The sequence below is a fragment of the Flavobacterium sp. H4147 genome (assembly GCF_029360735.1).
Classification (GTDB): domain Bacteria; phylum Bacteroidota; class Bacteroidia; order Flavobacteriales; family Flavobacteriaceae; genus Flavobacterium; species Flavobacterium endoglycinae.
In genome coordinates this window covers 79,891-100,626 of the sequence record NZ_JARKNB010000004.1, presented here as the reverse complement: position 1 = coordinate 100,626, position 20,736 = coordinate 79,891, and the positions used below count along the sequence as shown (strand labels likewise).

Annotated in this window: 22 protein-coding genes; 6 read left to right on the top strand and 16 right to left on the bottom strand. The window is 33.5% G+C overall.

The annotated features are described in order from the left end of the window. The first annotated feature begins 150 nt into the window (after positions 1-150). The 3 genes from bshC to P2W75_RS17770 all read left to right on the top strand — a co-directional run bounded on the left by bshC (position 151) and on the right by P2W75_RS17770 (position 3,797). Entirely contained in the window at positions 151-1,740 is a 1,590-nt protein-coding gene (gene bshC / locus P2W75_RS17780; RefSeq protein ID WP_276381507.1) for a bacillithiol biosynthesis cysteine-adding enzyme BshC, read from the top strand. Positions 1,741-1,884: 144 nt separating this feature from the next. Further along, the gene (locus P2W75_RS17775) at positions 1,885-3,156 is read left to right on the top strand and encodes an acyltransferase family protein (protein ID WP_276381506.1); all 1,272 of its coding nucleotides are present in this window, start codon (positions 1,885-1,887) and stop codon (positions 3,154-3,156) included. Positions 3,157-3,377: 221 nt separating this feature from the next. Then, complete coding sequence (locus P2W75_RS17770) at positions 3,378-3,797, top strand: nucleoside-diphosphate kinase (protein WP_071634812.1); 420 nt, start codon at positions 3,378-3,380, stop codon at positions 3,795-3,797. An 88-nt stretch (positions 3,798-3,885) separates the two neighbouring features. Here P2W75_RS17770 and P2W75_RS17765 read toward each other — a convergent pair whose 3' ends face one another. The 3 genes from P2W75_RS17765 to P2W75_RS17755 form a co-directional block, all read right to left on the bottom strand. Next, entirely contained in the window at positions 3,886-4,602 is a 717-nt protein-coding gene (locus tag P2W75_RS17765; RefSeq protein WP_276381505.1) for a hypothetical protein, read from the bottom strand. Between the two features lie 149 nt (positions 4,603-4,751). Beyond that, a complete protein-coding gene (locus P2W75_RS17760; protein ID WP_207295050.1) occupies positions 4,752-5,048 on the bottom strand; it encodes a DUF721 domain-containing protein in 297 nt (98 codons plus the stop codon). After that, entirely contained in the window at positions 5,029-5,469 is a 441-nt protein-coding gene (locus P2W75_RS17755; RefSeq protein WP_276381504.1) for a hypothetical protein, read from the bottom strand. The genes P2W75_RS17760 and P2W75_RS17755 overlap by 20 nt, the downstream gene beginning before the upstream one ends. 220 nt (positions 5,470-5,689) lie before the next feature. On the opposite strand from P2W75_RS17755, the gene P2W75_RS17750 reads away from it, so the two are divergent. Further along, on the top strand, positions 5,690-6,760 hold the full coding sequence (locus tag P2W75_RS17750; RefSeq protein WP_276381503.1) for a serine hydrolase: 1,071 nt from the start codon (positions 5,690-5,692) through the stop codon (positions 6,758-6,760). A 252-nt stretch (positions 6,761-7,012) separates the two neighbouring features. Here P2W75_RS17750 and ftsY read toward each other — a convergent pair whose 3' ends face one another. From ftsY to P2W75_RS17695, 11 genes are all read right to left on the bottom strand, one after another. Further along, on the bottom strand, positions 7,013-7,966 hold the full coding sequence (ftsY, locus tag P2W75_RS17745; RefSeq protein WP_276381502.1) for a signal recognition particle-docking protein FtsY: 954 nt from the start codon (positions 7,964-7,966) through the stop codon (positions 7,013-7,015). A 268-nt stretch (positions 7,967-8,234) separates the two neighbouring features. After that, positions 8,235-8,387, bottom strand: coding sequence for a DUF4295 domain-containing protein (locus P2W75_RS17740; protein ID WP_012026946.1), 153 nt, complete (start codon positions 8,385-8,387; stop codon positions 8,235-8,237). 76 nt (positions 8,388-8,463) lie between these two features. Next, positions 8,464-8,646 (bottom strand): 50S ribosomal protein L33, encoded by a 183-nt coding sequence (rpmG, locus tag P2W75_RS17735; protein WP_008253902.1) that lies wholly within the window; start codon positions 8,644-8,646, stop codon positions 8,464-8,466. A gap of 27 nt (positions 8,647-8,673) precedes the next feature. Next, positions 8,674-8,910, bottom strand: a complete 237-nt coding sequence (gene rpmB, locus P2W75_RS17730) for a 50S ribosomal protein L28 (RefSeq protein WP_008468080.1) — start codon at positions 8,908-8,910, stop codon at positions 8,674-8,676. A 70-nt stretch (positions 8,911-8,980) separates the two neighbouring features. Continuing rightward, a complete protein-coding gene (locus P2W75_RS17725; protein WP_276381501.1) occupies positions 8,981-10,234 on the bottom strand; it encodes a competence/damage-inducible protein A in 1,254 nt (417 codons plus the stop codon). Between the two features lie 190 nt (positions 10,235-10,424). Next, positions 10,425-10,769 carry an Hpt domain-containing protein gene (locus P2W75_RS17720; protein ID WP_012026948.1) on the bottom strand — a complete coding sequence of 115 codons (345 nt, stop codon included), beginning with the start codon at positions 10,767-10,769 and terminating at the stop codon, positions 10,425-10,427. Further along, positions 10,769-11,380 (bottom strand): fumarylacetoacetate hydrolase family protein, encoded by a 612-nt coding sequence (locus P2W75_RS17715; protein ID WP_207295044.1) that lies wholly within the window; start codon positions 11,378-11,380, stop codon positions 10,769-10,771. The genes P2W75_RS17720 and P2W75_RS17715 overlap by 1 nt, the downstream gene beginning before the upstream one ends. 85 nt (positions 11,381-11,465) lie before the next feature. Then, positions 11,466-12,236 carry a 3'-5' exonuclease gene (locus tag P2W75_RS17710; RefSeq protein ID WP_207295043.1) on the bottom strand — a complete coding sequence of 257 codons (771 nt, stop codon included), beginning with the start codon at positions 12,234-12,236 and terminating at the stop codon, positions 11,466-11,468. Positions 12,237-12,454: 218 nt separating this feature from the next. After that, positions 12,455-13,813, bottom strand: coding sequence for a dihydrolipoamide acetyltransferase family protein (locus tag P2W75_RS17705; protein ID WP_276381500.1), 1,359 nt, complete (start codon positions 13,811-13,813; stop codon positions 12,455-12,457). A gap of 84 nt (positions 13,814-13,897) precedes the next feature. Continuing rightward, complete coding sequence (locus P2W75_RS17700) at positions 13,898-15,061, bottom strand: glycosyltransferase family 2 protein (RefSeq protein ID WP_276381499.1); 1,164 nt, start codon at positions 15,059-15,061, stop codon at positions 13,898-13,900. A gap of 31 nt (positions 15,062-15,092) precedes the next feature. Continuing rightward, the gene (locus tag P2W75_RS17695) at positions 15,093-16,274 is read right to left on the bottom strand and encodes a hypothetical protein (RefSeq protein ID WP_276381498.1); all 1,182 of its coding nucleotides are present in this window, start codon (positions 16,272-16,274) and stop codon (positions 15,093-15,095) included. Between the two features lie 116 nt (positions 16,275-16,390). On the opposite strand from P2W75_RS17695, the gene P2W75_RS17690 reads away from it, so the two are divergent. Continuing rightward, a complete protein-coding gene (locus tag P2W75_RS17690; RefSeq protein ID WP_276381497.1) occupies positions 16,391-16,972 on the top strand; it encodes a hypothetical protein in 582 nt (193 codons plus the stop codon). A 174-nt stretch (positions 16,973-17,146) separates the two neighbouring features. On the opposite strand, the gene P2W75_RS17685 is transcribed toward P2W75_RS17690, so the two are convergent. Then, positions 17,147-18,334, bottom strand: coding sequence for a DUF5009 domain-containing protein (locus P2W75_RS17685; protein ID WP_276381496.1), 1,188 nt, complete (start codon positions 18,332-18,334; stop codon positions 17,147-17,149). 126 nt (positions 18,335-18,460) lie between these two features. On the opposite strand from P2W75_RS17685, the gene P2W75_RS17680 reads away from it, so the two are divergent. Further along, entirely contained in the window at positions 18,461-19,198 is a 738-nt protein-coding gene (locus tag P2W75_RS17680; RefSeq protein ID WP_276381495.1) for a tyrosine-protein phosphatase, read from the top strand. A gap of 3 nt (positions 19,199-19,201) precedes the next feature. On the opposite strand, the gene P2W75_RS17675 is transcribed toward P2W75_RS17680, so the two are convergent. Next, complete coding sequence (locus tag P2W75_RS17675) at positions 19,202-20,614, bottom strand: undecaprenyl-phosphate glucose phosphotransferase (RefSeq protein WP_207295037.1); 1,413 nt, start codon at positions 20,612-20,614, stop codon at positions 19,202-19,204. Positions 20,615-20,736: the final 122 nt, after the last annotated feature.

Here is a 20,736-nt window from a genome sequence, read left to right as displayed (position 1 = left end):
TTACAAACTCTATTTTAAAGCCAAATTAAAAACCTGATTATAGGAACTTTAAATCAAATCTAAAAAAATCAAATCATAAGCAATCGTTAAAAACATTTTTAACTGCATATTTTCATTAAATTTACAGCTGTCAAAAATAAATCTAAAATTATGCCTACCGACTGTATCAGCTACCAAAATTCAGGATATTTCTCTACCTTGATACAAGATTATTTAGATCAAAAACCACATTTACAATCTTTATATAATAATTTTCCAACACTGGAAAACTTCGAAAAACAAATTCACGAAAAACAATCCAATTTTGATAATAATAACCGAATTCCATTAGTTGAAACGTTAAGAAAGCAATATCAAAACATTGAAATTTCAGATTCGACCAAACATAATATTGAACTCCTTACTCTTCAAAATACATTTACCATTACCACTGGTCATCAATTAAATTTATTTAGTGGTCCGTTATATTTTCTGTATAAAATTATTTCTACGATTAATTTAACCAAAGAATTAAAATCAAAATATCCTTCTAGCAATTTTGTTCCAATTTATTGGATGGCGACTGAAGATCATGATTTTGAAGAAATCAACTATTTTAACTTTAAAGGAAAAAAATTCAGATGGAATAGAGAAAGTACAGGTCCAGTTGGGCGCCTTTCCACCGAAGGTTTAACCGAGTTTTTAGAAATCTATTCTTTAGAACTAGGATCGAGTACTAATGCAAATACCTTAAAAACTCTTTTTGAAGAAGCTTACGTAAAACATGATAATCTCGCTGATGCCACTCGTTTTTTAGCAAATAGTTTATTTGCAAGCCATGGTTTAGTGATTATTGATGCTGATGATGCTAATTTGAAACAAGCATTTATTCCGTACATAAAAGAAGAATTAGAAAAACAGACTTCATTTCATACTGTTCAAAAAACGATTGAAGAATTAAAACAATATACTGTTCAGGTAAATCCTCGTGAGATTAATTTATTTTATATTGAAGATAATCTTCGGGAAAGAATCATTTTTGAAAATGATAAATACCTTGTAAACAATACTAAAATCTCATTTTCTAAAGAAGAAATTCTACACTTACTAAACAGCAATCCTGAAAAATTCAGTCCAAATGTGATTATGCGTCCATTGTATCAGGAAATAATCCTGCCGAATTTATGTTACATTGGCGGAGGCGGAGAAATAGCGTACTGGCTGGAATTAAAATCTTTTTTTGATGCTGTCAAAATCACTTTTCCAATGCTTTTAGTTCGTAATTCAGTTTTATTAACAACTGAAAAGCAAGCTAAAAAAGCCGATAATTTAAATTTAAGCTGGAAAGATTTATTCACAAAACAGGAAAATTTAGTAAATGAGATTACACACAAAATTTCAGCTTTCCCGATTGATTTAACTGCTCAAAAAGAAACGCTGAAAACGCAATTTGAATATCTTTACAATCTAGCCAATCAAACTGACAAATCCTTTTCGGGAGCTGTAAAAGCCCAAGAAGTAAAACAGATGAAAGGTTTAGAAAATTTAGAAAAACGATTATTAAAAGCACAGAAAAGAAAACTAAACGATCAATTGCAACGTGTAATAGATCTGCAATGTGAACTGTTTCCAAATAATGGTTTACAAGAGCGTCAAAGCAATTTTTCTGAATTTTATTTAGAAAAAGGCGAACAATTAATACCACTCTTAATGCAGAAACTAAAACCTTTAGAAATGAATTTTAACATTGTAATCATTTAAGACACAAGGCACGATTGCATTCGTGTCAAATAATATAGTAATAATTACGAGAAACAAATAACCACCTATCTTCTCAAAATTATTACTTCCATAAACCAAATAGCGATTATTAAAATTATTAACTAACCAATTTACCCAAAACCAATGGTAAAAGAACGCTTAATTTCGCTAGATGTCTTTCGCGGACTCACTATTTTATTAATGACAATTGTCAATAATCCCGGAGACTGGGGCAATGTGTATCCGCCGCTGCTTCACGCCGAATGGAACGGATGTACGCCAACCGACTTAGTTTTTCCCTTTTTTGTATTTATAATGGGGGTCGCAGTTCCGCTGGCAATGCCCGACAAGTATTACGACGACACCACTTTCAATAAAATCCTAATCCGTTCCTTGCGAATGTTTTGTTTGGGGATTTTCTTTAACTTTTTCGGAAAAATCCAATTATTCGGACTTGAAGGCATTCCGCTTTTAATCGGACGTTTAGTTATAACGATCGCTGTTGGTTATGCTTTAATGGGAAGTTTTAGTTCTAAAGTCAAAAATATTTTAGCCTTTTCAATTCTGTTTATTTATCTGTTTCTGGCTTACAGCGGTATCGAAGCCTATCATGATGTAAGGCTTCCAGGAGTTTTACAGCGAATTGCGATTGTTTACTTTGTAGTTTCTCTTTTGTATCTAAAAACATCACAGAAAACACAAATTATAACTGGAGCAGTTTTATTATTAGGCTATTGGGCTGTAATGACCTTAATTCCTGTTCCTGGAATTGGAGAAGCGAATCTTGATAAAGGAACAAACCTTGCGGCTTGGGTCGACAGCATTTTGCTAAAAGGTCATATGTATCGAGGTACAGTAACTTGGGACCCTGAAGGAATTTTAAGCACGCTGCCTTCAATCGTAAACGGAATTATTGGTCTTTTGATTGGTCAGGTTTTACAGCGTGATACCACTAAAATTCTGAAAGCACAAAAAATGGGAATCGCAGGAACTGTGCTTATCTTTTTAGGATTAATGTGGGATTTGGTTTTTCCAATCAACAAATCAATCTGGACAAGCAGTTATGTTTTATACACAACTGGATTGGCAACAGTTTTCCTGACAATTCTATATTATACAATTGATATTGCCGATTATAAAAAAGGATTCAAACCTTTCTTAATCTGGGGAGTTAACCCAATGATTGTATTTTTTACATCGCAGATTATTCCGCAGGCTTTGGTAATGATCGAATTTCAAAATCCGCATAATTCCTCAGAAAAAATCAACTTACTCAATTATCTCTACAAATTCTGGATAGCACCATTTTTTAGTAATCCAATGACTGCTTCACTTGTGGGAGCATTAGTGTATGTTTGTATCTGGACATTCATTCTGTGGATATTCTACAGAAATAAATTGATTTTCAAAGTATAAATTTAATCAACCATAAGTTATTTAAGTTCATTGCAGCAAAACCGAATAGTTTCATAAGCAATAAATTTACACAAAGTAATTAAATGGACTTATATTACTTATGCGGTTCGAAGAAAAAGTTTTTTAGTCAAAACATTATTCTCAAACGTTTTAATTATGAATTTATTAAAAACAATTCATAAAAAAAGTATACTTTTGCACAAAATTTAATAAAATATAAAATGGCAACAAATAGAACTTTTACAATGATTAAACCAGATGCTGTTGCAAACGGACACATCGGGAATATCTTAGCAATGATTACTAATGGTGGTTTCAAAATCGTTTCTTTAAAATTAACTCAATTAACTGTAGCTGATGCTAAAGCATTCTATGCAGTTCACGCAGAAAGACCTTTCTACGGAGAATTAGTTGAATTTATGTCACGCGGACCAATTGTTGCTGCAATTTTAGAAAAAGAAAACGCAGTAGAAGATTTCAGAACTTTAATTGGAGCTACAAACCCAGCTGAAGCTGCTGAAGGAACTATTCGTAAAGCATACGCAACTTCTATTGGAGAAAATGCAGTTCACGGATCTGACAGCGATGAAAACGCTGCTATCGAATCAGCATTCCACTTTGCAGGAAGAGAACAATTTTAATTTTTAGAGTTTAGATTGCTAAACCTAATCCATAAAAACAAAAAAATCCATTTCAATTGAAATGGATTTTTTTTATATCAAATATCGATTAAAGCTTGTCTGACTTTTTAACGATTTTCTCAATTTTTTCATCAAGATCCTTCAAAAGTTCTTCCAATGCACTTTCGCACATCGGCAATACTTTTTCAAGACTTAAAACAGGAACTCCGCCTACAATCGCACCAGTTTTCTTAGAAGTTGCACCTTCAGAAAAAGCAAATACTTTTTTTCCTGTTTTATCATACAAAGCAATTCTTGCATAAGCTTTCATTTTTACAGTTCCAGTTCCACCAACAGCGAATCCTTTTACAACAGCGAAATGAATTTCTGTAAATAAAACACCATCAGCTACATCTTTAAATATTTGAGCAGATGCTTCTTCATTTGCAGAACCATTAATTCCTTCATAAATATATTTGTATCCAGGATAGTTAATAATAGTACCATTTTCTCCACCTTCTCTTGCAAATTTAGGAGTAAAAGCAATGTATTCTGGCTTTTGGGTTACATCAGTTTCTGGAAGTAATTCAAAAGGGAATTTTTTAGAATAATCATTAAAAAATGCATTATGGTATTTCTCTAAAATTGGAGAAAGATTAAAGTCTGGATTGTTTCCTAAATCAGCAATAGCAGCTAATCCGTTTAAACCTAATTCAGAAAGATCTATCGTTTTGTCTGTGTAAAAAGAAACAACAGCAACCTTCTTCTTTTGAGAATAACCAGTTAAAGCAAACAATACAGTTAAAATAAGTAAAATTCTTTTCATGTGTTTTTAAATTGTTTTTGGATTAATTAATTTACGATATATTTTAAAAAATAAAAGTGTTCAAATGTATCGTAAAAAAAACACTTCCAAAACAGGAAGTGTTAAATTTATTTTAAAATCAGAACTAATCTTATTAAAAACACGCTGGATTATCGTAAAACCACATCTTTAACTACTTCTCTACCCAACTCTTCATTAATCATTTTAACAATTTTCGATTTTCCGTGACTTAATTCCTCACGCAAAACAGCCGATCCCAATTCAACGTACAAAGTACTGCCTTTCAAAACAACATTTCTGGTATACGTATTTACACCATTTCCCATTAACTGTCTCCACGCCTCACGCACGTCGATTTGATCCATTCCAGGTTGCAATTTATTCACCTGAATGATCTGCTGCAAAACTGCACCAATTGTACTTTCGTTATTTAGTCTTTTCGCCATCTTTCAACAAATTTACAGGTCCCGCCTTTTTATAATGATATTCTTTATTCTGATCATTTTTCACCACAAATTGATCATCCGAAATCGAAATTAACTCTTCACTCCATTTCGCATAATCTGTTTTATAATCCAGAAAAGTTCCCTTATCTGTAAACCGAACCGAAAAATTTTCAAAAGTATCTGTAGTTAAAAAAGTCCCATCAAGCTGCGCCATAACTTTCATTCTCGTTCCTTTATTTCCTTTCACTTGAAGGTAATCAAAATTTTCATTCATTCCATACGCCTTCTCCTCACCTTTATCAAAAACCACTTTTTCAATTTCCCAATATCCATTTAATTTCGCAATATCTGCTGGTTTTATTTTCTGTTTGCAACTCACAAACAATAAAGACAAAACCAAAATCATAAAAGTGTTTTTCATAATAATCATATCATTTATTAGAAGCTTATTCCTGCTGTACGCTGTATCTTTTTCTGTCTAAAGAAGCCAGAAAAAGGATGCCGCTCCCATCAGGGCTAGACTTCGTTTTCAAAAGAAAATTCGTAATCTGCAAAGTTAATCTATAAGAAATAAAAAATTACAAATCCCATTAAACTATTTTGCATATTTTTGGTCAAAGCCCAAACTAAAACCAAAAACCATGAACCGAATCATTTGTATTGTACTGACAGCCTTATTGTGCATAAGCTGCAGTAAAGACACGGCCGAACCAGATCCTGTACCAACACCGTCAGAAAGCATGTATTTCCCACCTTTAACCGGAACAACTTGGGAAACCAGATCTATTGCTGATTTAAAATGGAATCAAACCGCAGTACAGCCTTTATTGGATTATCTTGAACTTAAACATTCTAAATCTTTTATTATTTTAGTAAACGGCAGAATCGTTCTCGAAAATTATTTCAACGGACATTCAGCTACAACAAACTGGTATTGGGCCAGCGCCGGAAAAACGTTAACTTCAACTGTTACCGGAATTGCTCAGCAAGAAAATCTGCTTAACATCAACAACAAAGTTTCACAATATTTAGGAACCGGATGGACAAGCGAAACTTTAGCCAAAGAAAATTTAATCACCTGCAAACATTTACTAACCATGACATCTGGTCTTGACGACAGCACAGACGATGTTGACCCCGCCAGCTTAATCTATAAAGCCGATGCTGGAACACGATGGGCGTATCATAATGTGTATGTAAAACTTCAGGACGTTGTAGCACAAGCCAGCGGACAAACTTGGGAGAATTATTTTAATGCGAAATTACGAGACAAAATCGGAATGAACGGTACTTGGGTACAACTTGGCGTAAATAGTGTTTACACCAGCACAACTAGAAGTATGGCGCGTTTCGGATTATTAATGCTCAACAAAGGAAAATGGGAAAACAACGTAATTCTAAACGAAATATATTTTAATGAAGCTACAACTACTTCACAAAATATTAATTTAGGATACGGCTATTTATGGTGGCTAAACGGAAAAACTTCTTATCATTTACCACAATCACAGCTTACTTTTCAAGGGAGTGTAATTCCAACAGGACCAAACGATATGTTTATGGCGCTGGGTAAAAATGATCAGAAAATTTACGTTGTTCCAAGTAAAAAAATGGTCGTAATCAGAATGGGTGATGCTGCTGACAATGTTAATCTGGCGTTATCTGATTTCGATAAAACTTTATGGGAAAAGATTAGCGCTTTATACCAATAAAAAAAGAGCTTTTAAATAAAAGTCATCAAAATCTTTTATTTAAAAGCTCAATATTTTTAGAATTTATATTTTACTAAAACTCTAGCGATTAGTCCCTATTCTTTTAAGAACTCCCAAAAAGAATAAAATTACTCCTAAAACCAGTAAAACATAATAAACTGAAATATTAGTACCTTTCAATACGTTTGCAAAAACAAAACATATTACGCTGGCAAAATAGAACGTAACAGCCGATATATTTTTCATTATAAATTATTTAAAGAAACTATCAACGAATTCGTATTTATTAAAGACTTGCAAATCTTCAATTCCTTCGCCAACACCAATGTATTTTACAGGAATTTTAAATTGATCCGAAATTCCAATTACAACACCACCTTTTGCAGTTCCGTCTAATTTAGTAACGGCTAGTGAAGTCACTTCGGTAGCTGCTGTAAATTGTTTGGCTTGTTCAAAAGCATTTTGTCCTGTAGAACCGTCTAAAACCAAAAGTACATCGTGAGGAGCATCGTCAACAACCTTCTGCATCACACGTTTTACTTTCGTTAATTCGTTCATCAAATTAATTTTGTTATGAAGACGTCCTGCAGTATCAATAATCACTACATCGGCATTTTGAGCCACTGCCGACTGTAAAGTATCAAATGCTACAGAAGCTGGATCACTTCCCATTTGTTGTCTTACAATAGGCACATTTACACGATCAGCCCAAACTTGCAATTGATCGATTGCTGCTGCTCGGAAAGTATCAGCTGCACCTAAAACTACTTTGTGTCCGGCTTTTTTAAATTGATAAGCTAATTTACCAATAGTAGTTGTTTTTCCTACTCCATTTACTCCTACTACCATTAAAACATACGGTTTTTTATCTTTCGGAATTTCAAATTCAGTAGCTTCACCGGTATTAGTTTCAGATAAAAGAGCACCAATTTCATCACGCAGAATTTGGTTTAACTCATCTGTTCCTAGATATTTATCTTCAGATACTCTTTTTTCAATTCTTTCAATAATTTTCAATGTTGTATTAACACCAACATCAGATGCTACCAAAACTTCTTCCAGATTATCTAAAACATCATCATCGACTTTAGATTTTCCAGCAACAGCTTTGCTTAACTTAGAGAAAAAAGTAGTTTTTGTTTTTTCAAGACCTTTGTCTAAAGTCTCTTTTTTTTCGGTAGAGAATAATTTTTTAAAAAAACTCATTTTTTTATTTATTGTTAGTTCCAGATCGTTTCTTTTAAGTTTTGAAACCATCTCTATGTCTATAGAATGCCTATTGTTTTTAATGTAACCCCGACAGGATCGATATCCTTTGCCTGGCTTCTTTAGACAGGTAAAGATAAAGAGTATGGCGGGAACAAATGTTTAAAAAAACACAAATTTGCGGTGTTCCTATAAAATTTTAAACAAATATAAAAATAAAAAAGCTACTTCCGAAAGAAAGCAGCTTTTCTATATGATGTGATTGTAATTATTTCTTTTTCAAGAATTCATCAACTAATTCAGGAGCCATAATAGATTCAACGAATATATATGCACCAGTTTTTGGAGATTTTACCATTTTGATGGCTTTTGATAATCTCTTAGAAGATGTTTGTAACGATGCTACGGTTTTCTTTGCCATGATTCAAATGTTATTTGAAGTTTTTATAAAACTCAAATGGCAAAACAACCATTGAGATTTACAAAATCTCTAATTATTACTTAATTTCTTTATGAACAGTTACTCTTTTTAAGATTGGATTAAATTTTTTAATCTCTAATCTGTCTGGAGTATTTTTTTTGTTCTTAGTTGTAATATATCTAGAAGTTCCTGGAACACCAGAAGTTTTGTGCTCAGTACATTCTAAAATTACTTGGATTCTATTACCTTTCTTTGCCATCTTGCTATATATTTATTTAGGAAAAGATTATTTGATAAATCCTTCTGACTGTGCTTTTTTCAAAACAGCAGTGATTCCGTTTTTATTAATTGTTTTTATCGTAGATGCTGCTACTCTAAGAGTAATCCATCTATCTTCTTCTGGAAGATAAAAACGCTTTTTAACTAAGTTTACAGAAAACTTTCTCTTAGTTTTGTTCATAGCGTGAGAAACGTTATTTCCTACCATCGCTCTTTTACCTGTAAGGTCACAAACTCTTGACATTATACTTATCTTTTATCGTTATTCAAAATCAGGGTGCAAAGAAAAGAAAAATAAACCATTGTACCAAAATTTATCGAACAATTTTTAAAATTTCTTTTTGCAGTATTTCTAAACTCTTAACGGTTGCCCTATCTATCACTTTTTCACGTGGTTGTCCAAAGTTAAATTCCTCAGTAATTACACCTTCAGGCGTTGCTAAAGCTATAAAAACGGTTCCAATTTCAGCATCTGAATCCCCCTTAGAAGGTCCTGCATTGCCCGTCGTTGCTAGCGCGTAATCCGTTTTCAGTAATTTTTTAACGTTCTGTGCCATAGCAGATGCCACTTCGGCACTTACTACTGAAAATTGATCTACCAATTCCTGTGGAATTCCCAAAACATTTACCTTAACTTCAGTCGAATACGAAACAACACTTCCTTTAAAATAAGAAGAAGATCCCGGAACACTTGATAAAAGTGATGCTATTTTTCCGCCCGTACAGCTTTCCGCCGTTGCTACGGTTTGATTTTGTTTTGCCAGCAGTTTTCCAACAACTGTTTCTATGGTTTCATTTTCTTCATATCCTACTATGATATCATGAATTATAGCATCTAAAGAACGAACGTTGCTTTCAATTGCTTCTTCTAGTTTTTCCTTATTGGTTCCGCGTGCTGTTAAACGCAGGCGGACTCGTCCCGGATTTGGCAGATAAGCCAATTTTATAAATTCAGGCAGATTGTTTTCCCATTGTTCAATACGTTCTGCAACTAAACTTTCTCCTTGACCATAGGTTAAAATGGTTTTATGAATAATATAAGGTCGTTCGTATTCGCGGACAAGTTTAGGAATTATTTCATTTTCGACCAGATATTTCATTTCATACGGCACACCTGGAAGCGAAACAAAAACGGTATTTTCCTTTTTCATCCACATTCCCGGAGCTGTTCCCATTTTATTATGCAGAACGGTGCATTTTGATGGAACAAGTGCCTGATCTTTATTCAACTGAGAAATTGGTCTCTTATAAAAACCTTCAATCAATTGTGTTACGTGTTCTAAAACTTCTGGATTAACCACCAGTTCGTCATCAAAATATTCACAGAAAGTTTTTTTAGTAACATCATCCTTTGTTGGCCCAAGACCTCCAGTTACAATTACAATGTCAACTTTATTCTGCAATTGTTTAAATGTATTCAAAATATGCTGTTTATCATCACTTATTGAAATCATTTCATGCGTTTCAACACCTATGCGATCCAGCTCTTTGGCAATGAAATTAGAATTTGTATCTACAATCTGACCAATTAAAATTTCATCTCCAATCGTAACAATAACTGCTTTCATGTGAATTATTTTTTACACTCTATTTATTGAGCCATTAATTTATGAAGTGGTTCTTTTGTTTCTGTCTCGTTTTTGGGGAAGTAAAACGTATTACAAGAATATGGTGTGGTATGATATTCTAAACAAAAGTTATTTTCTGAAAATCAGAAAAGAGACCTGATTCTTTTAAACGAATCAGGTCGTTTTATTTTTATAAATCAAAGTCTTTTTTGATTTCCTTAATCGCGTCTTTCACCTGTACTTTTATGCTTTTAAAAGTTTCTATGATGTCTTTTTTCTTTCCTTCTGCTTTTGTCCAAGCTTCAACCTGAAGGATTTCTTCAAAAGCAACATTTAACCCCATTAAATCTAATGTAGGCTTGATTTTGTGTGCATAAGAATAGGCATATTTATGATCCTTTTTCTTGATTCCTTCTTTGATTTGTTTTAAATCTTCCGGAACTTCTGTAACAAATAATTTTAGAATTTCGTTTACAAATTCGGGATCATTATCTGAAAGCGCATACACTTTCGAAAGGTTGTACTTTAAAGCCATTATTTTACTTGTATTCTAAATAATTTTTTATCTTCTAAAAAGCCTTCTAAAATATCGTTCGGTTTAACTGGTCCTACACCTGCCGGCGTTCCTGTAAAAATAATATCTCCTATTTTCAATGTAAAAAACTGAGACACATACGAAATAAGCTCATCAATCTTCCAAAGCATTAAACTTGTATTTCCTATTTGAGCTGTTTCTGAATTCTTTTTGAGTTCAAACGTAAGGTTTTCTAACGAAACAAAATCACTTTTTGGTAAAAAATCTCCAATAACTGCTGATCCGTCAAATGCTTTTGCTTTTTCCCACGGAAGTCCTTTTGCTTTCAATTTATCTTGTAAGTCTCTGGCTGTAAAATCGATACCCACACTTATATCATCATAATATTTGTGTGCAAACTTAGGCTCGATGTACTTGCCTACTTTGTTAATTTTCACAATTATTTCTAATTCGTGATGAACTTCTTCAGAAAATTCGGGAATTACAAACGGATGCTGCTTCAATAACACTGCCGAATCTGGTTTCATAAACACCACCGGTTCGTCTGGACGTTCGTTTTTCAGCTCTTCAATATGATTGGTATAATTTCTACCGATACAAATAATCTTCATTTCTTTTATAGGTTCTAAGATTCTAAGGCACTAAGATTCTAAGGTAAAAAACTAAACAACCTTAGAACCTTAGTACCTCAGCACCTTATTTCGTATTTAATTTTCTCAATTTTATTCCCGTCAACACCTTTTTGGTATACAGAGGAAAATCTGCGTTTTGAATCCAGCTGAAATATCCTGGCTCAGTTTCTAACACTTTTTCTACTTTGGCACCTTTATGTTTTCCGAAAGTAAAAATCTCTTCATTATCATTGTCAAAAGCAATCATTCCAGCGAAATCAGCTATCTTTTTACGAGTGGTAAATTCAGATAAAGATTTCATGTCGTTTTCCAGTTCAGGATAACGATCCAGCTGCGCTTTTAAAATTTCGTAAGTTGCCATCGTATCTGCTTCTGCTGAATGCGCATTGTCTAGATTTTTTCCGCAATAAAACTTCAAAGCAGCACTTAATGTGCGTTCTTCCATTTTGTGAAAAATAGTTTGAACATCAACAGAAACTTTATTTTTCATATCGAAATCAACTCCCGCGCGAAGCAGTTCTTCTGCTAATAACGGAATATCGAATCGGTCTGAATTAAATCCTCCAAGATCGCTGTCTTTAATCATATTGTGGATATGCGGAGCCAATTCTGCAAAAGTAGGTTCGTTTGCTACTTTTTCATCGGTTATTCCGTGAACAGCAGTTGTTTGCGGAGGAATTGGAATTGTTGGATTAACCAGCCAGGTTTTACTTTCTTTATTTCCGTTTGGGAAAACTTTAAATATTGAAATCTCTACAATTCGATCTTTACCTATATCAATTCCAGTTGTTTCAAGATCAAAAAAGCAGATTGGTTTGTTAAGTTTTAATTCCATTTTTAATTTTTATAAGAATTACAAATGTAATTTTAAAAGGCGAATTTTCCGCCCCAAATTCTATTTTTTTGACCAAAATAAGGCTATTTTTCGAATTTTAACTTTAAAAAAACGTCCAAAAAAAGCATTGAAAAAAGATTTTCCCGATTTCTTAAAAAAGAAAAACCCGAAAAAACGGTCTCGTTTTTTCGGGTTCTGAATGTATTTTTAGTAATATATTAGAAATCTCTATCTACATCAAAAGCTTCTAAATATTCTGCTACTCTTTTCACAAAACTTCCTCCTAATGCACCATCAACCACTCTATGATCGTAAGAGTGCGACAAGAACATTTTCTGACGGATTCCGATGAAATCTCCTTCTGGAGTTTCGATAACTGCAGGTACTTTACGAATAGCTCCAAGTGCTAAAATGCCGACTTGAGGCTGATTGATAATTGGAGTTCCAAAAACGCTTCCAAAAGTTCCTACGTTTGTAACTGTATACGTTCCACCTTGAGTATCGTCTGGTTTTAGTTTTCCTGCTTTTGCACGGTTTCCTAAATCGTTAACCGCTTTTGCCATTCCAACAAGGTTTAACTGATCTGCATTTTTAATTACAGGAACAATTAAATTCCCATTTGGTAACGCAGCCGCCATTCCTAAGTTGATGTTTTTCTTTTTGATGATATAATCGCCATCAACAGAAATATTCATTCCAGGAAAATCTTTTAATGCTTTCGCAACAGCTTCCATCATAATTGGCGTAAAAGTAAGTTTTTCACCTTCTCTTTTTTCAAAAGCTGCTTTTACTTTATCTCTCCATTTTACAATATTGGTTACGTCAACTTCAATAAAAGACTGAACGTGAGCCGAAGTCTGTACAGAAGCGACCATATATCCTGAGATTAGTTTACGCATTCTATCCATTTCGACAATTTCATCAGCTCCGTTTACAGAAACCGGAACTGCCTGCTGACTTTTCTGAACCGCAGGTTCTGCCGCTTTTGGTGTTTCCGCAACCACTTTTGGCGCTTCAACAGCTGGTTTTGGAGCTTCTTCAACCGCTTTTGGCGTTTGTACAACTCCAGATTTACGGTCGTCTATGTATTTTAAAATATCTTCTTTAGTTACTCGGCCATCTTTTCCTGAACCTTGAATATTTTCAAGTTCAATAACAGAAACTCCTTCTTCTTTTGCAATATTTTTTACTAACGGAGAGAAGAATTTCTCAGAACCAGAAAAATCCTGAGGTGCCGTATTTTCTTTTACTGCTTCAATTGATTTTTCAATTTCTATAGCTTCTGCCGGAGCAGCAATTTCTTGCGGTGCGATTTTTGCAGCTGGTTCATCACCGCCTTCAGTTTCGATAATTGCAATTGTCTGCCCTACCTGAACTAAATCATCTTTGCCAAATAATTGTTCAACCAAAATTCCTGATACTTCACTTGGCACTTCACTGTCAACTTTATCAGTTGCAATTTCCAGTACTGCTTCATCAGCTTCAATTTTGTCTCCCACTTCTTTCAACCAGTTGGTTATGGTTGCTTCAGCGACGCTCTCTCCCATTTTAGGAAGCTTTAATTCAAATCTTGCCATATTGTTATTCTAAAGGGTGATTTTGATTTTCTGATTGCGAAATTACTGAAAATTTTGAATATAAATTTCACTTAATATAATTTTTTACTCAATTTTCATGATTTGCCCCCTGTCATTTCTAGAATTACTTCCAATACTAAAACTTGTTCTTTTAGGGAAAATCTTAAAAGTAATGTTCTTATCTTTAAGAGTTTCTATGATATTGATACATTTTTTGAATGAAATATAGTGATTATCCAAAATGATCTCTGTCTTTTTGCCCTTTAAAATCAGCGACGAATTTACCATTTTTTCCTTTTTGAAATCTAAAAAACTAACTTTATTTTCTAAAATCGAAGCCAGTTTTTCAAACAAATTCGCATTTTCTGAATACAAAATATAACTTTCTGGCAATGGTTTTACTTTTGGTTTTCCTTGAAACATTTTTACAAATGAAAAAATCCAGATTCCTATTTGAATAAAAAAACTAAAAAACCATGATTTTTTAAAATGCTTCTCGTAGAAAAAATTCATTGCATCTTGAAAACGTTTCATATACAATTCATCTTTTATGGTGCTTTCTCCTTTATAATGTAGCACTGTCGTTTCATGAAAGTAATAATTCGATCTTTTAAGCTGTAAAACGCGGTATGACAAATCAATATCATCGGCATACATAAAGCAATTTTCATCAAAACCGTTTACGTCGAGATATAATTTTCTTTCCATAAACATAAAAGCGCCTACGAGAATTTCTACTTTTCCAGTTTGATTTTCATCGATGTGCTGGGCATAATATTGATTGAAAAGTTTTGATTTTGGAGCTATTTTATACAATCCGAAAATCTTGGTAAATGCCACCCATGGAGTTGGAATTCCTCGTTTACTTTCGGGCAGAAAACTTCCAGTTCCGTCAATTAATTTACAGCCCACGATTCCGAGGTTTTGCTTTTCTTCGGCGAAAGCCAAAATTTTTACAAAAGTATCATCAGCAACAACAGTATCCGGATTTAGAATACAAATGTATTTTCCGCGCGCTTGTTCAACTCCTATATTATTTCCTTTTGGAAAACCGAAATTTTCTTTGTTTTCAATGAGTTTTACATTGGGGAATTTACTTTTCATCATCAAACAGCTGTCGTCTGATGAATTATTGTCTATTACTATTATTTCGGCATCAAGTTCGGCGATTGCTTCCTGAACGCTTAAAACGCATTGTTCTAGAAAGTAACGCACATTATAATTAAGTATAATTACCGATAACTGCATGAAAAAAATAGAAAATTGATTTTGGGGAAAGTTAGAAATTTTCGGCCAAACCTAATCGCAATGACCAGTCGTTTTTACTAATTCCGTAATCGAGTACTAAATTACTGTTGTTTTTCTTGTTCCATTTAATACGCAGTCCAGCGCCAGCAGCAGGATTCCATTTTTTAAAATCGTAGGTATCGAATTTAGAAACCGAAGAAATATTGGTAAAAAATACGGCTCCCCAAAAACCATTTCTGGAAATATCGGTCCGATATTCGGATTCAAAATAAATCAGAGCATTACTTCTAAATCTATTTCGGGTAAAACCTCGGCCTGTTTTTCCTTCTCTGTCCCAGCCAATACTCGGCAGATCTAAATAATGTGGTTTTCCTCCAAAAGTTGACCAGTAAAAGGCTCTGTAGGCTAAAACTCTGTGCTTGTATTTATGAAAAGAATGGTATTTTCGGGCATCAATATAAATAGAATTCCATTTTTTACCTTCAACACCGCTCGTATTTATACGGTAATCGGCTTCTATATACATTCCTTGTTCTGGATTTACGTTGTTTTCGCGCGAATCGTAAAGTCCTTGAATCGCGATTCCAAAGGAGTTTTCATCTGAAAAATCTCCATTCATATATTTATAATAATCTGTTTCATCTTCTGTGTATGATTTCTCAGAAATATTTTGATAATTATCCAGCAGCAATCCTAATCCGCCTCTAAAATTTCCAAAAATTCTTCGGGTTGCAAATTGATAAAACCGCCATTGCTGATAATCGAGAGTCGACATTTTTTCATCAGTATTATGTCCGCCTAAGCCATACGTATCTTGCGGATAAATCATAAATCTATAATCGCCTGTAAAATTCCAATTATTGTTTTTTGTATAAATATACGATTGAATGGGAAAAACATATTGCTTGGTAAAACTAAAATAAGGCGAAAAGGTAATCTGCGACATTTTGGTCGTTTCGCTGTCTCCGAGATAAAATGTTGTTAAAAAGGAAACGACCAAACCGGTACTTTTATTAGCATCAACGGGAATAGGAAGCAGTGAAAAAGCTATTTTCTTATCTGTATTTTGTCTGATTGAATCATTTTTATGGAAAAGTTTAAGCAGAACATCTAAAATATCTTTATTGTTGTTTGAAATAGAATCGTTTTGGCAATAGCAAAAATGCACTTGAAAAAAGAAAAACAAACCTAGTATCAATTTTACATTTTTCATACCGCAACTTTTTCAAAAACAACACCTTACAAATTTAAAATTTTATTCAGAATAGTCATCTTATTTTCACAAAGAATAAAAAGAAATCTTATTTTTGAAATAGAACAGGAAATTTTATGAAAAGCAGCATAGCAATTATCGGTTTGTTTTTGTCATCCATTTTATATGTAGTAATGGGTTTTGCTTTCGCAGGAGAAAAAACAAAATCTAGAATTGATTTAGTAAAAACCTCAACGTGGTTTGTTGCCGGTCCGGTTAATGAAACCCAAGAAACTATAAATGCCATTCGGAAAGAAAAAGGAATTGTTAGAGTTACTGCAAAAGAAAGTCCGATTGGAGAAATCGAATTAAACGTCATGATTACCGAATCAGATTCGAATGACGGCGCACCTACAAACCTCTCGCAAAATTCAAAATTTGTGAGTATCACTTACAAATCAAATCAGCTGATTAAACTGCAGGCACGCGAAGGAAATGCTGAGGGAACTGGATGTGTTCATGGCGGTTCACATCCAAGAGTTGACTTACCTATTTCTGAAAAATTCACGACTATAAAAATTCCTTGGACAAATTTTAGGCAAGATGGCAATCTAAACGGAAAGCTCTTAAATATTCATAATCTGTGTAAGTTCAATTTTGTGAATTACAATCCAAGTTCTGAAGCGGTTTTAGAGATAAAGTCAGTTATTATTGAATAGTGTATTCCTTTATTATTTACCGCAAAGCACGCTAAGTTTTTTAATGAGCGAGATTCTATAAAACACAAAGTTCGCAAAGCTATTTATTGATTAAGCTTTGCGAACTTTGCGCTTTTTTGTGCCGCACCTTTACTATTTGCGTACTTTGCGGTTAATTTTTTTTATTCAAGAAAATTATAAATGCAATTGAATTTTAAATCTGTTAAAAATCCTCATGACATACAGCATGATAATAGAAAACAGCAGCGACCAGATAATTCCTGGAATTCCTACTCTAAAATAGCCTGGAATAATGTGAAGGTTTAATGCTTTACAGAAATAATAAATAACTCCTGGCAGGATATAAATCAATAACGGATTAGCCGCTGCTGGCATGAAAAATTCGCTCCACTTAGTTTTCTTTTTGATTTCCATGAGCCAGAAAAGAAAGTAAAATAAAATAGTACAAATTCCGGCAGAAATCATCGTCCATGATGGCGTACCATGTATTTTAGAAATTCCGTAGTATGGACGAAGCGAAAATCCAACAACAAAAAATAATACTATAAATAATATTACAGGCCAATTTATTTTAGCTTCGACTTTTCGGTCAAAAAACAATAATGAAATTACAACTCCGGCGGTTACTAATGAAGTATGAGTTAAATGTCCGACAATAAACCCAAGCCATTCCGGCAAATGAATATCTTTGGTTAAATGAATAGAATTTGCAGCGACACAAACTACCAAAAAAGCAATCATTGCCCATAATCTGCCAGAAACCAGCCAATAATAAATAACCGAAATAAGATATGCCCAGCCAATCAGCCCTAAAATTCCCCACCATTGCGGCGTGATTCCAACTTTGCCTGTTCCTTCTTGAACATATAAAAAATAAAGGGCAATTAAAACCAGCATTCCGCCGTATTGAAGTACAAATTTTAAACCCGCTGAAAAATCTTTAGGATATTTATTCCAGATAGGAATTGGCATGGCATAGGCCAAAAGTCCCCAGACTGCAGGTGAAATGATCATTTTTGAAGCATCAAAACCTTCACTTGAATTAACCATATAAACACCAATAATGATTAATGCTAAAGCACGTTTGAGTGTATGTGTCCAGATGGTTTTTGGAGGGTCACCTTTTATTAAACGGGCATTGAAAGCAAACGGAATCGACATTCCGACAATAAATAAAAAAGCAGGAAAAACTAAATCGACAAAGGTCATCGCATCGGCATCGGCAGGCATGTGTCTCATCCATTGTGGCACATCTTGAATACTTGCAAGTTCGTTTACAAATATCATTACAAAAATGGTAATTCCGCGCAAAGCGTCAATCGAAATAATCCTTTGATTATACAAATTCTCTTTAATTTTCATAAAATATTACTTTTTTATCAAATATAGCATAATTCTAAAATGGTGTTACATGGTTATATTATTTTATTTTGCATTAATCTGTTCTTGCATAGATAAAAACGGTATCATTTTTTTACTTTTGCGCCCATGTTATCATTTTTCAAATCCAAACCTTATTTAAAAGATCTTTTAGCCGGAGACTTTGTTGATATTCACTCGCATTTACTGCCGGGAATAGACGACGGTGCAAAAACGATTAAAAAAACTGTAAAACTGGCAAAAGCTTTTGAGGATTTGGGAATTTCTCAGTTTGTAACCACACCACACATTAATCATTATGTTTGGAATAATTCTGAAGAAGACATTGCAGCAAAATACAATGAAACTAAACTTTTATTAAAAGAAGAAAACAGCACACCAATATTCAAGGCTGCTGCCGAATATTTTATGGACGATTGGTTTGAGAATCATTTAAAAGAAGGAAAACTGCTGACTTTAAAGGATAATTACGTATTGGTTGAAATATCGTATTTAAGCGCGCCATTCAACCTTTATAAAATGATTTTTGATATTCAGCTTGCTGGATACAAACCTGTTTTGGCACATCCTGAAAGATATGTTTATTTTCATAAAAACTTTGGTGAGTACGAAAACCTCAAGAAATCCGGTTGTTTATTTCAGTTAAATTTATTGGCTGTAATGGGATATTATGGAAGTGCAATCACTAAAACAGCTGAACTTTTATTGAAAAAAGGAATGTATGATTTCGCGGGAACAGATGTTCACCACGGAAAACACATCGAATCGCTGCATCAAAAAATAAAAATTGATTCTTCAGTACAGCTGAAAGAAGTTATAACCAACAATCAGTTTTTTAAATTTTAAAAACTAATACGCGTTTTCTTCACCTTTTAGAACATTGATTATCGTTCTAATGATAATTTTAATATCGAGAAGTAAACTCCAGTTTTCGATATACCAAATATCGTATTCTACTCGATTTTCCATATCGACAAGCTCTTTTGTCTCTCCGCGGTACCCATTTACCTGCGCCCAGCCTGTTATTCCAGGTTTTGCAAACTGACGCACTAAATAATGATTAATCAATTCGCTGTATTCTTTAGCAAGATTGATCATGTGCGGACGAGGGCCAACAACCGACATATCTCCCCAGAAAACATTGAAAAATTGAGGCAGTTCGTCAATACTGGTTTTACGTATAAAAGCTCCAAATTTCGTTATACGACTATCTCCTTTTCCTGCCTGTTTATTATGAGCCAGATCGTTAACGTACATACTTCTAAATTTCAAACATAAAAATTCGCGATTGTCACGTCCTGAACGTTTTTGTCTAAAAAATACAGGTCCAGGCGATTCGATTTTAATAATGAGCATTACGATAGGAAATAACCAAGGAAATATCAGCAGAATTACAAGACCCGAAAAACACACATCAAATGCTTTTTTGATCAATCTGTTTATTGAAGATTCTAAAGGTTCTGGACGAAACATTAATACGGGAGTATTTTCGTAAAAGGTGATTTCGACTTTACTTGATTTAGTATACAACTGGAAATCAGGTATAAATTTAATTCTTACCATGTTTTGTTCGCATACTTTAATCAATTCATTTATAACCTCAACCTGATCGATATGAAGCGCAATGTACATTTCTTCGACACCTTCTTTGACTATAAACTCTTGAATTTTATCAAAACCTCCCAGAATTTCTTCTGAAAAAGATGGATCAGGATTTCCGTCGAAAAAACCTAAAAACCGATACCCATATGTTAGATCTTTGGCTAAGATTTTTTTCATTCTTTCGCCGGTTTCATTAGCGCCTACAACTATAAATTTCCTAAAATTATACCCTTTTGCTCTTATTTCTTTTAGCAGTTTCATTGAAATGTAACGCGAAACGAGCAATATAGCGAAAAAGAAAAGATAGAAAAAAAGCAGACGAAGTCGGGAAATATCGGCGAACTTAAGGTAAACGACAAAAATCGAAATTACCGAAGCATGAATAATCAGCTTTCTGGTTGTACGTTTTACAATAGATTCGATACGTTCGATACGGATCATACGATAGGAATCATTATTAAGAAGAAGACCAATCCAAACGAGATTTGCCAGCAAAGAAACCGTTTTTTCTTCTTTTATAAAAAGCTCATCCAGAGTTCCAAATCTGGCCAGAGCTGAAAGAATTATGGCAGTATTCAACAAAACAATATCCCAGCAGACAAACAAAAGTTTGAAATAACGGGACATTCTAAAACGTGATAACTCTTCTAATATCTTCATATATTGGAAAACTGAATCTGGGGGTAAACTTGTAGCTGCAAAATAACATTTTAATTATATTAATAATCCTATTTTTTTTCTATTCTTTAAAAATTTACTTTTATATTAACGTAAACTTAAAA

Bases quoted from the DNA above. Each gene is read 5' to 3' on its own strand.
- bshC (WP_276381507.1), top strand. From the start codon at position 151: ATGCCTACCGACTGTATCAGCTACCAAAATTCAGGATATTTCTCTACC.
- P2W75_RS17775 (WP_276381506.1), top strand. From the start codon at position 1,885: ATGGTAAAAGAACGCTTAATTTCGCTAGATGTCTTTCGCGGACTCACT.
- P2W75_RS17770 (WP_071634812.1), top strand. From the start codon at position 3,378: ATGGCAACAAATAGAACTTTTACAATGATTAAACCAGATGCTGTTGCA.
- P2W75_RS17765 (WP_276381505.1), bottom strand. From the start codon at position 4,602: ATGAAAAGAATTTTACTTATTTTAACTGTATTGTTTGCTTTAACTGGT.
- P2W75_RS17760 (WP_207295050.1), bottom strand. From the start codon at position 5,048: ATGGCGAAAAGACTAAATAACGAAAGTACAATTGGTGCAGTTTTGCAG.
- P2W75_RS17755 (WP_276381504.1), bottom strand. From the start codon at position 5,469: ATGAAAAACACTTTTATGATTTTGGTTTTGTCTTTATTGTTTGTGAGT.
- P2W75_RS17750 (WP_276381503.1), top strand. From the start codon at position 5,690: ATGAACCGAATCATTTGTATTGTACTGACAGCCTTATTGTGCATAAGC.
- ftsY (WP_276381502.1), bottom strand. From the start codon at position 7,966: ATGAGTTTTTTTAAAAAATTATTCTCTACCGAAAAAAAAGAGACTTTA.
- P2W75_RS17740 (WP_012026946.1), bottom strand. From the start codon at position 8,387: ATGGCAAAGAAAACCGTAGCATCGTTACAAACATCTTCTAAGAGATTA.
- rpmG (WP_008253902.1), bottom strand. From the start codon at position 8,646: ATGGCAAAGAAAGGTAATAGAATCCAAGTAATTTTAGAATGTACTGAG.
- rpmB (WP_008468080.1), bottom strand. From the start codon at position 8,910: ATGTCAAGAGTTTGTGACCTTACAGGTAAAAGAGCGATGGTAGGAAAT.
- P2W75_RS17725 (WP_276381501.1), bottom strand. From the start codon at position 10,234: ATGAAAGCAGTTATTGTTACGATTGGAGATGAAATTTTAATTGGTCAG.
- P2W75_RS17720 (WP_012026948.1), bottom strand. From the start codon at position 10,769: ATGGCTTTAAAGTACAACCTTTCGAAAGTGTATGCGCTTTCAGATAAT.
- P2W75_RS17715 (WP_207295044.1), bottom strand. From the start codon at position 11,380: ATGAAGATTATTTGTATCGGTAGAAATTATACCAATCATATTGAAGAG.
- P2W75_RS17710 (WP_207295043.1), bottom strand. From the start codon at position 12,236: ATGGAATTAAAACTTAACAAACCAATCTGCTTTTTTGATCTTGAAACA.
- P2W75_RS17705 (WP_276381500.1), bottom strand. From the start codon at position 13,813: ATGGCAAGATTTGAATTAAAGCTTCCTAAAATGGGAGAGAGCGTCGCT.
- P2W75_RS17700 (WP_276381499.1), bottom strand. From the start codon at position 15,061: ATGCAGTTATCGGTAATTATACTTAATTATAATGTGCGTTACTTTCTA.
- P2W75_RS17695 (WP_276381498.1), bottom strand. From the start codon at position 16,274: ATGAAAAATGTAAAATTGATACTAGGTTTGTTTTTCTTTTTTCAAGTG.
- P2W75_RS17690 (WP_276381497.1), top strand. From the start codon at position 16,391: ATGAAAAGCAGCATAGCAATTATCGGTTTGTTTTTGTCATCCATTTTA.
- P2W75_RS17685 (WP_276381496.1), bottom strand. From the start codon at position 18,334: ATGAAAATTAAAGAGAATTTGTATAATCAAAGGATTATTTCGATTGAC.
- P2W75_RS17680 (WP_276381495.1), top strand. From the start codon at position 18,461: ATGTTATCATTTTTCAAATCCAAACCTTATTTAAAAGATCTTTTAGCC.
- P2W75_RS17675 (WP_207295037.1), bottom strand. From the start codon at position 20,614: ATGAAGATATTAGAAGAGTTATCACGTTTTAGAATGTCCCGTTATTTC.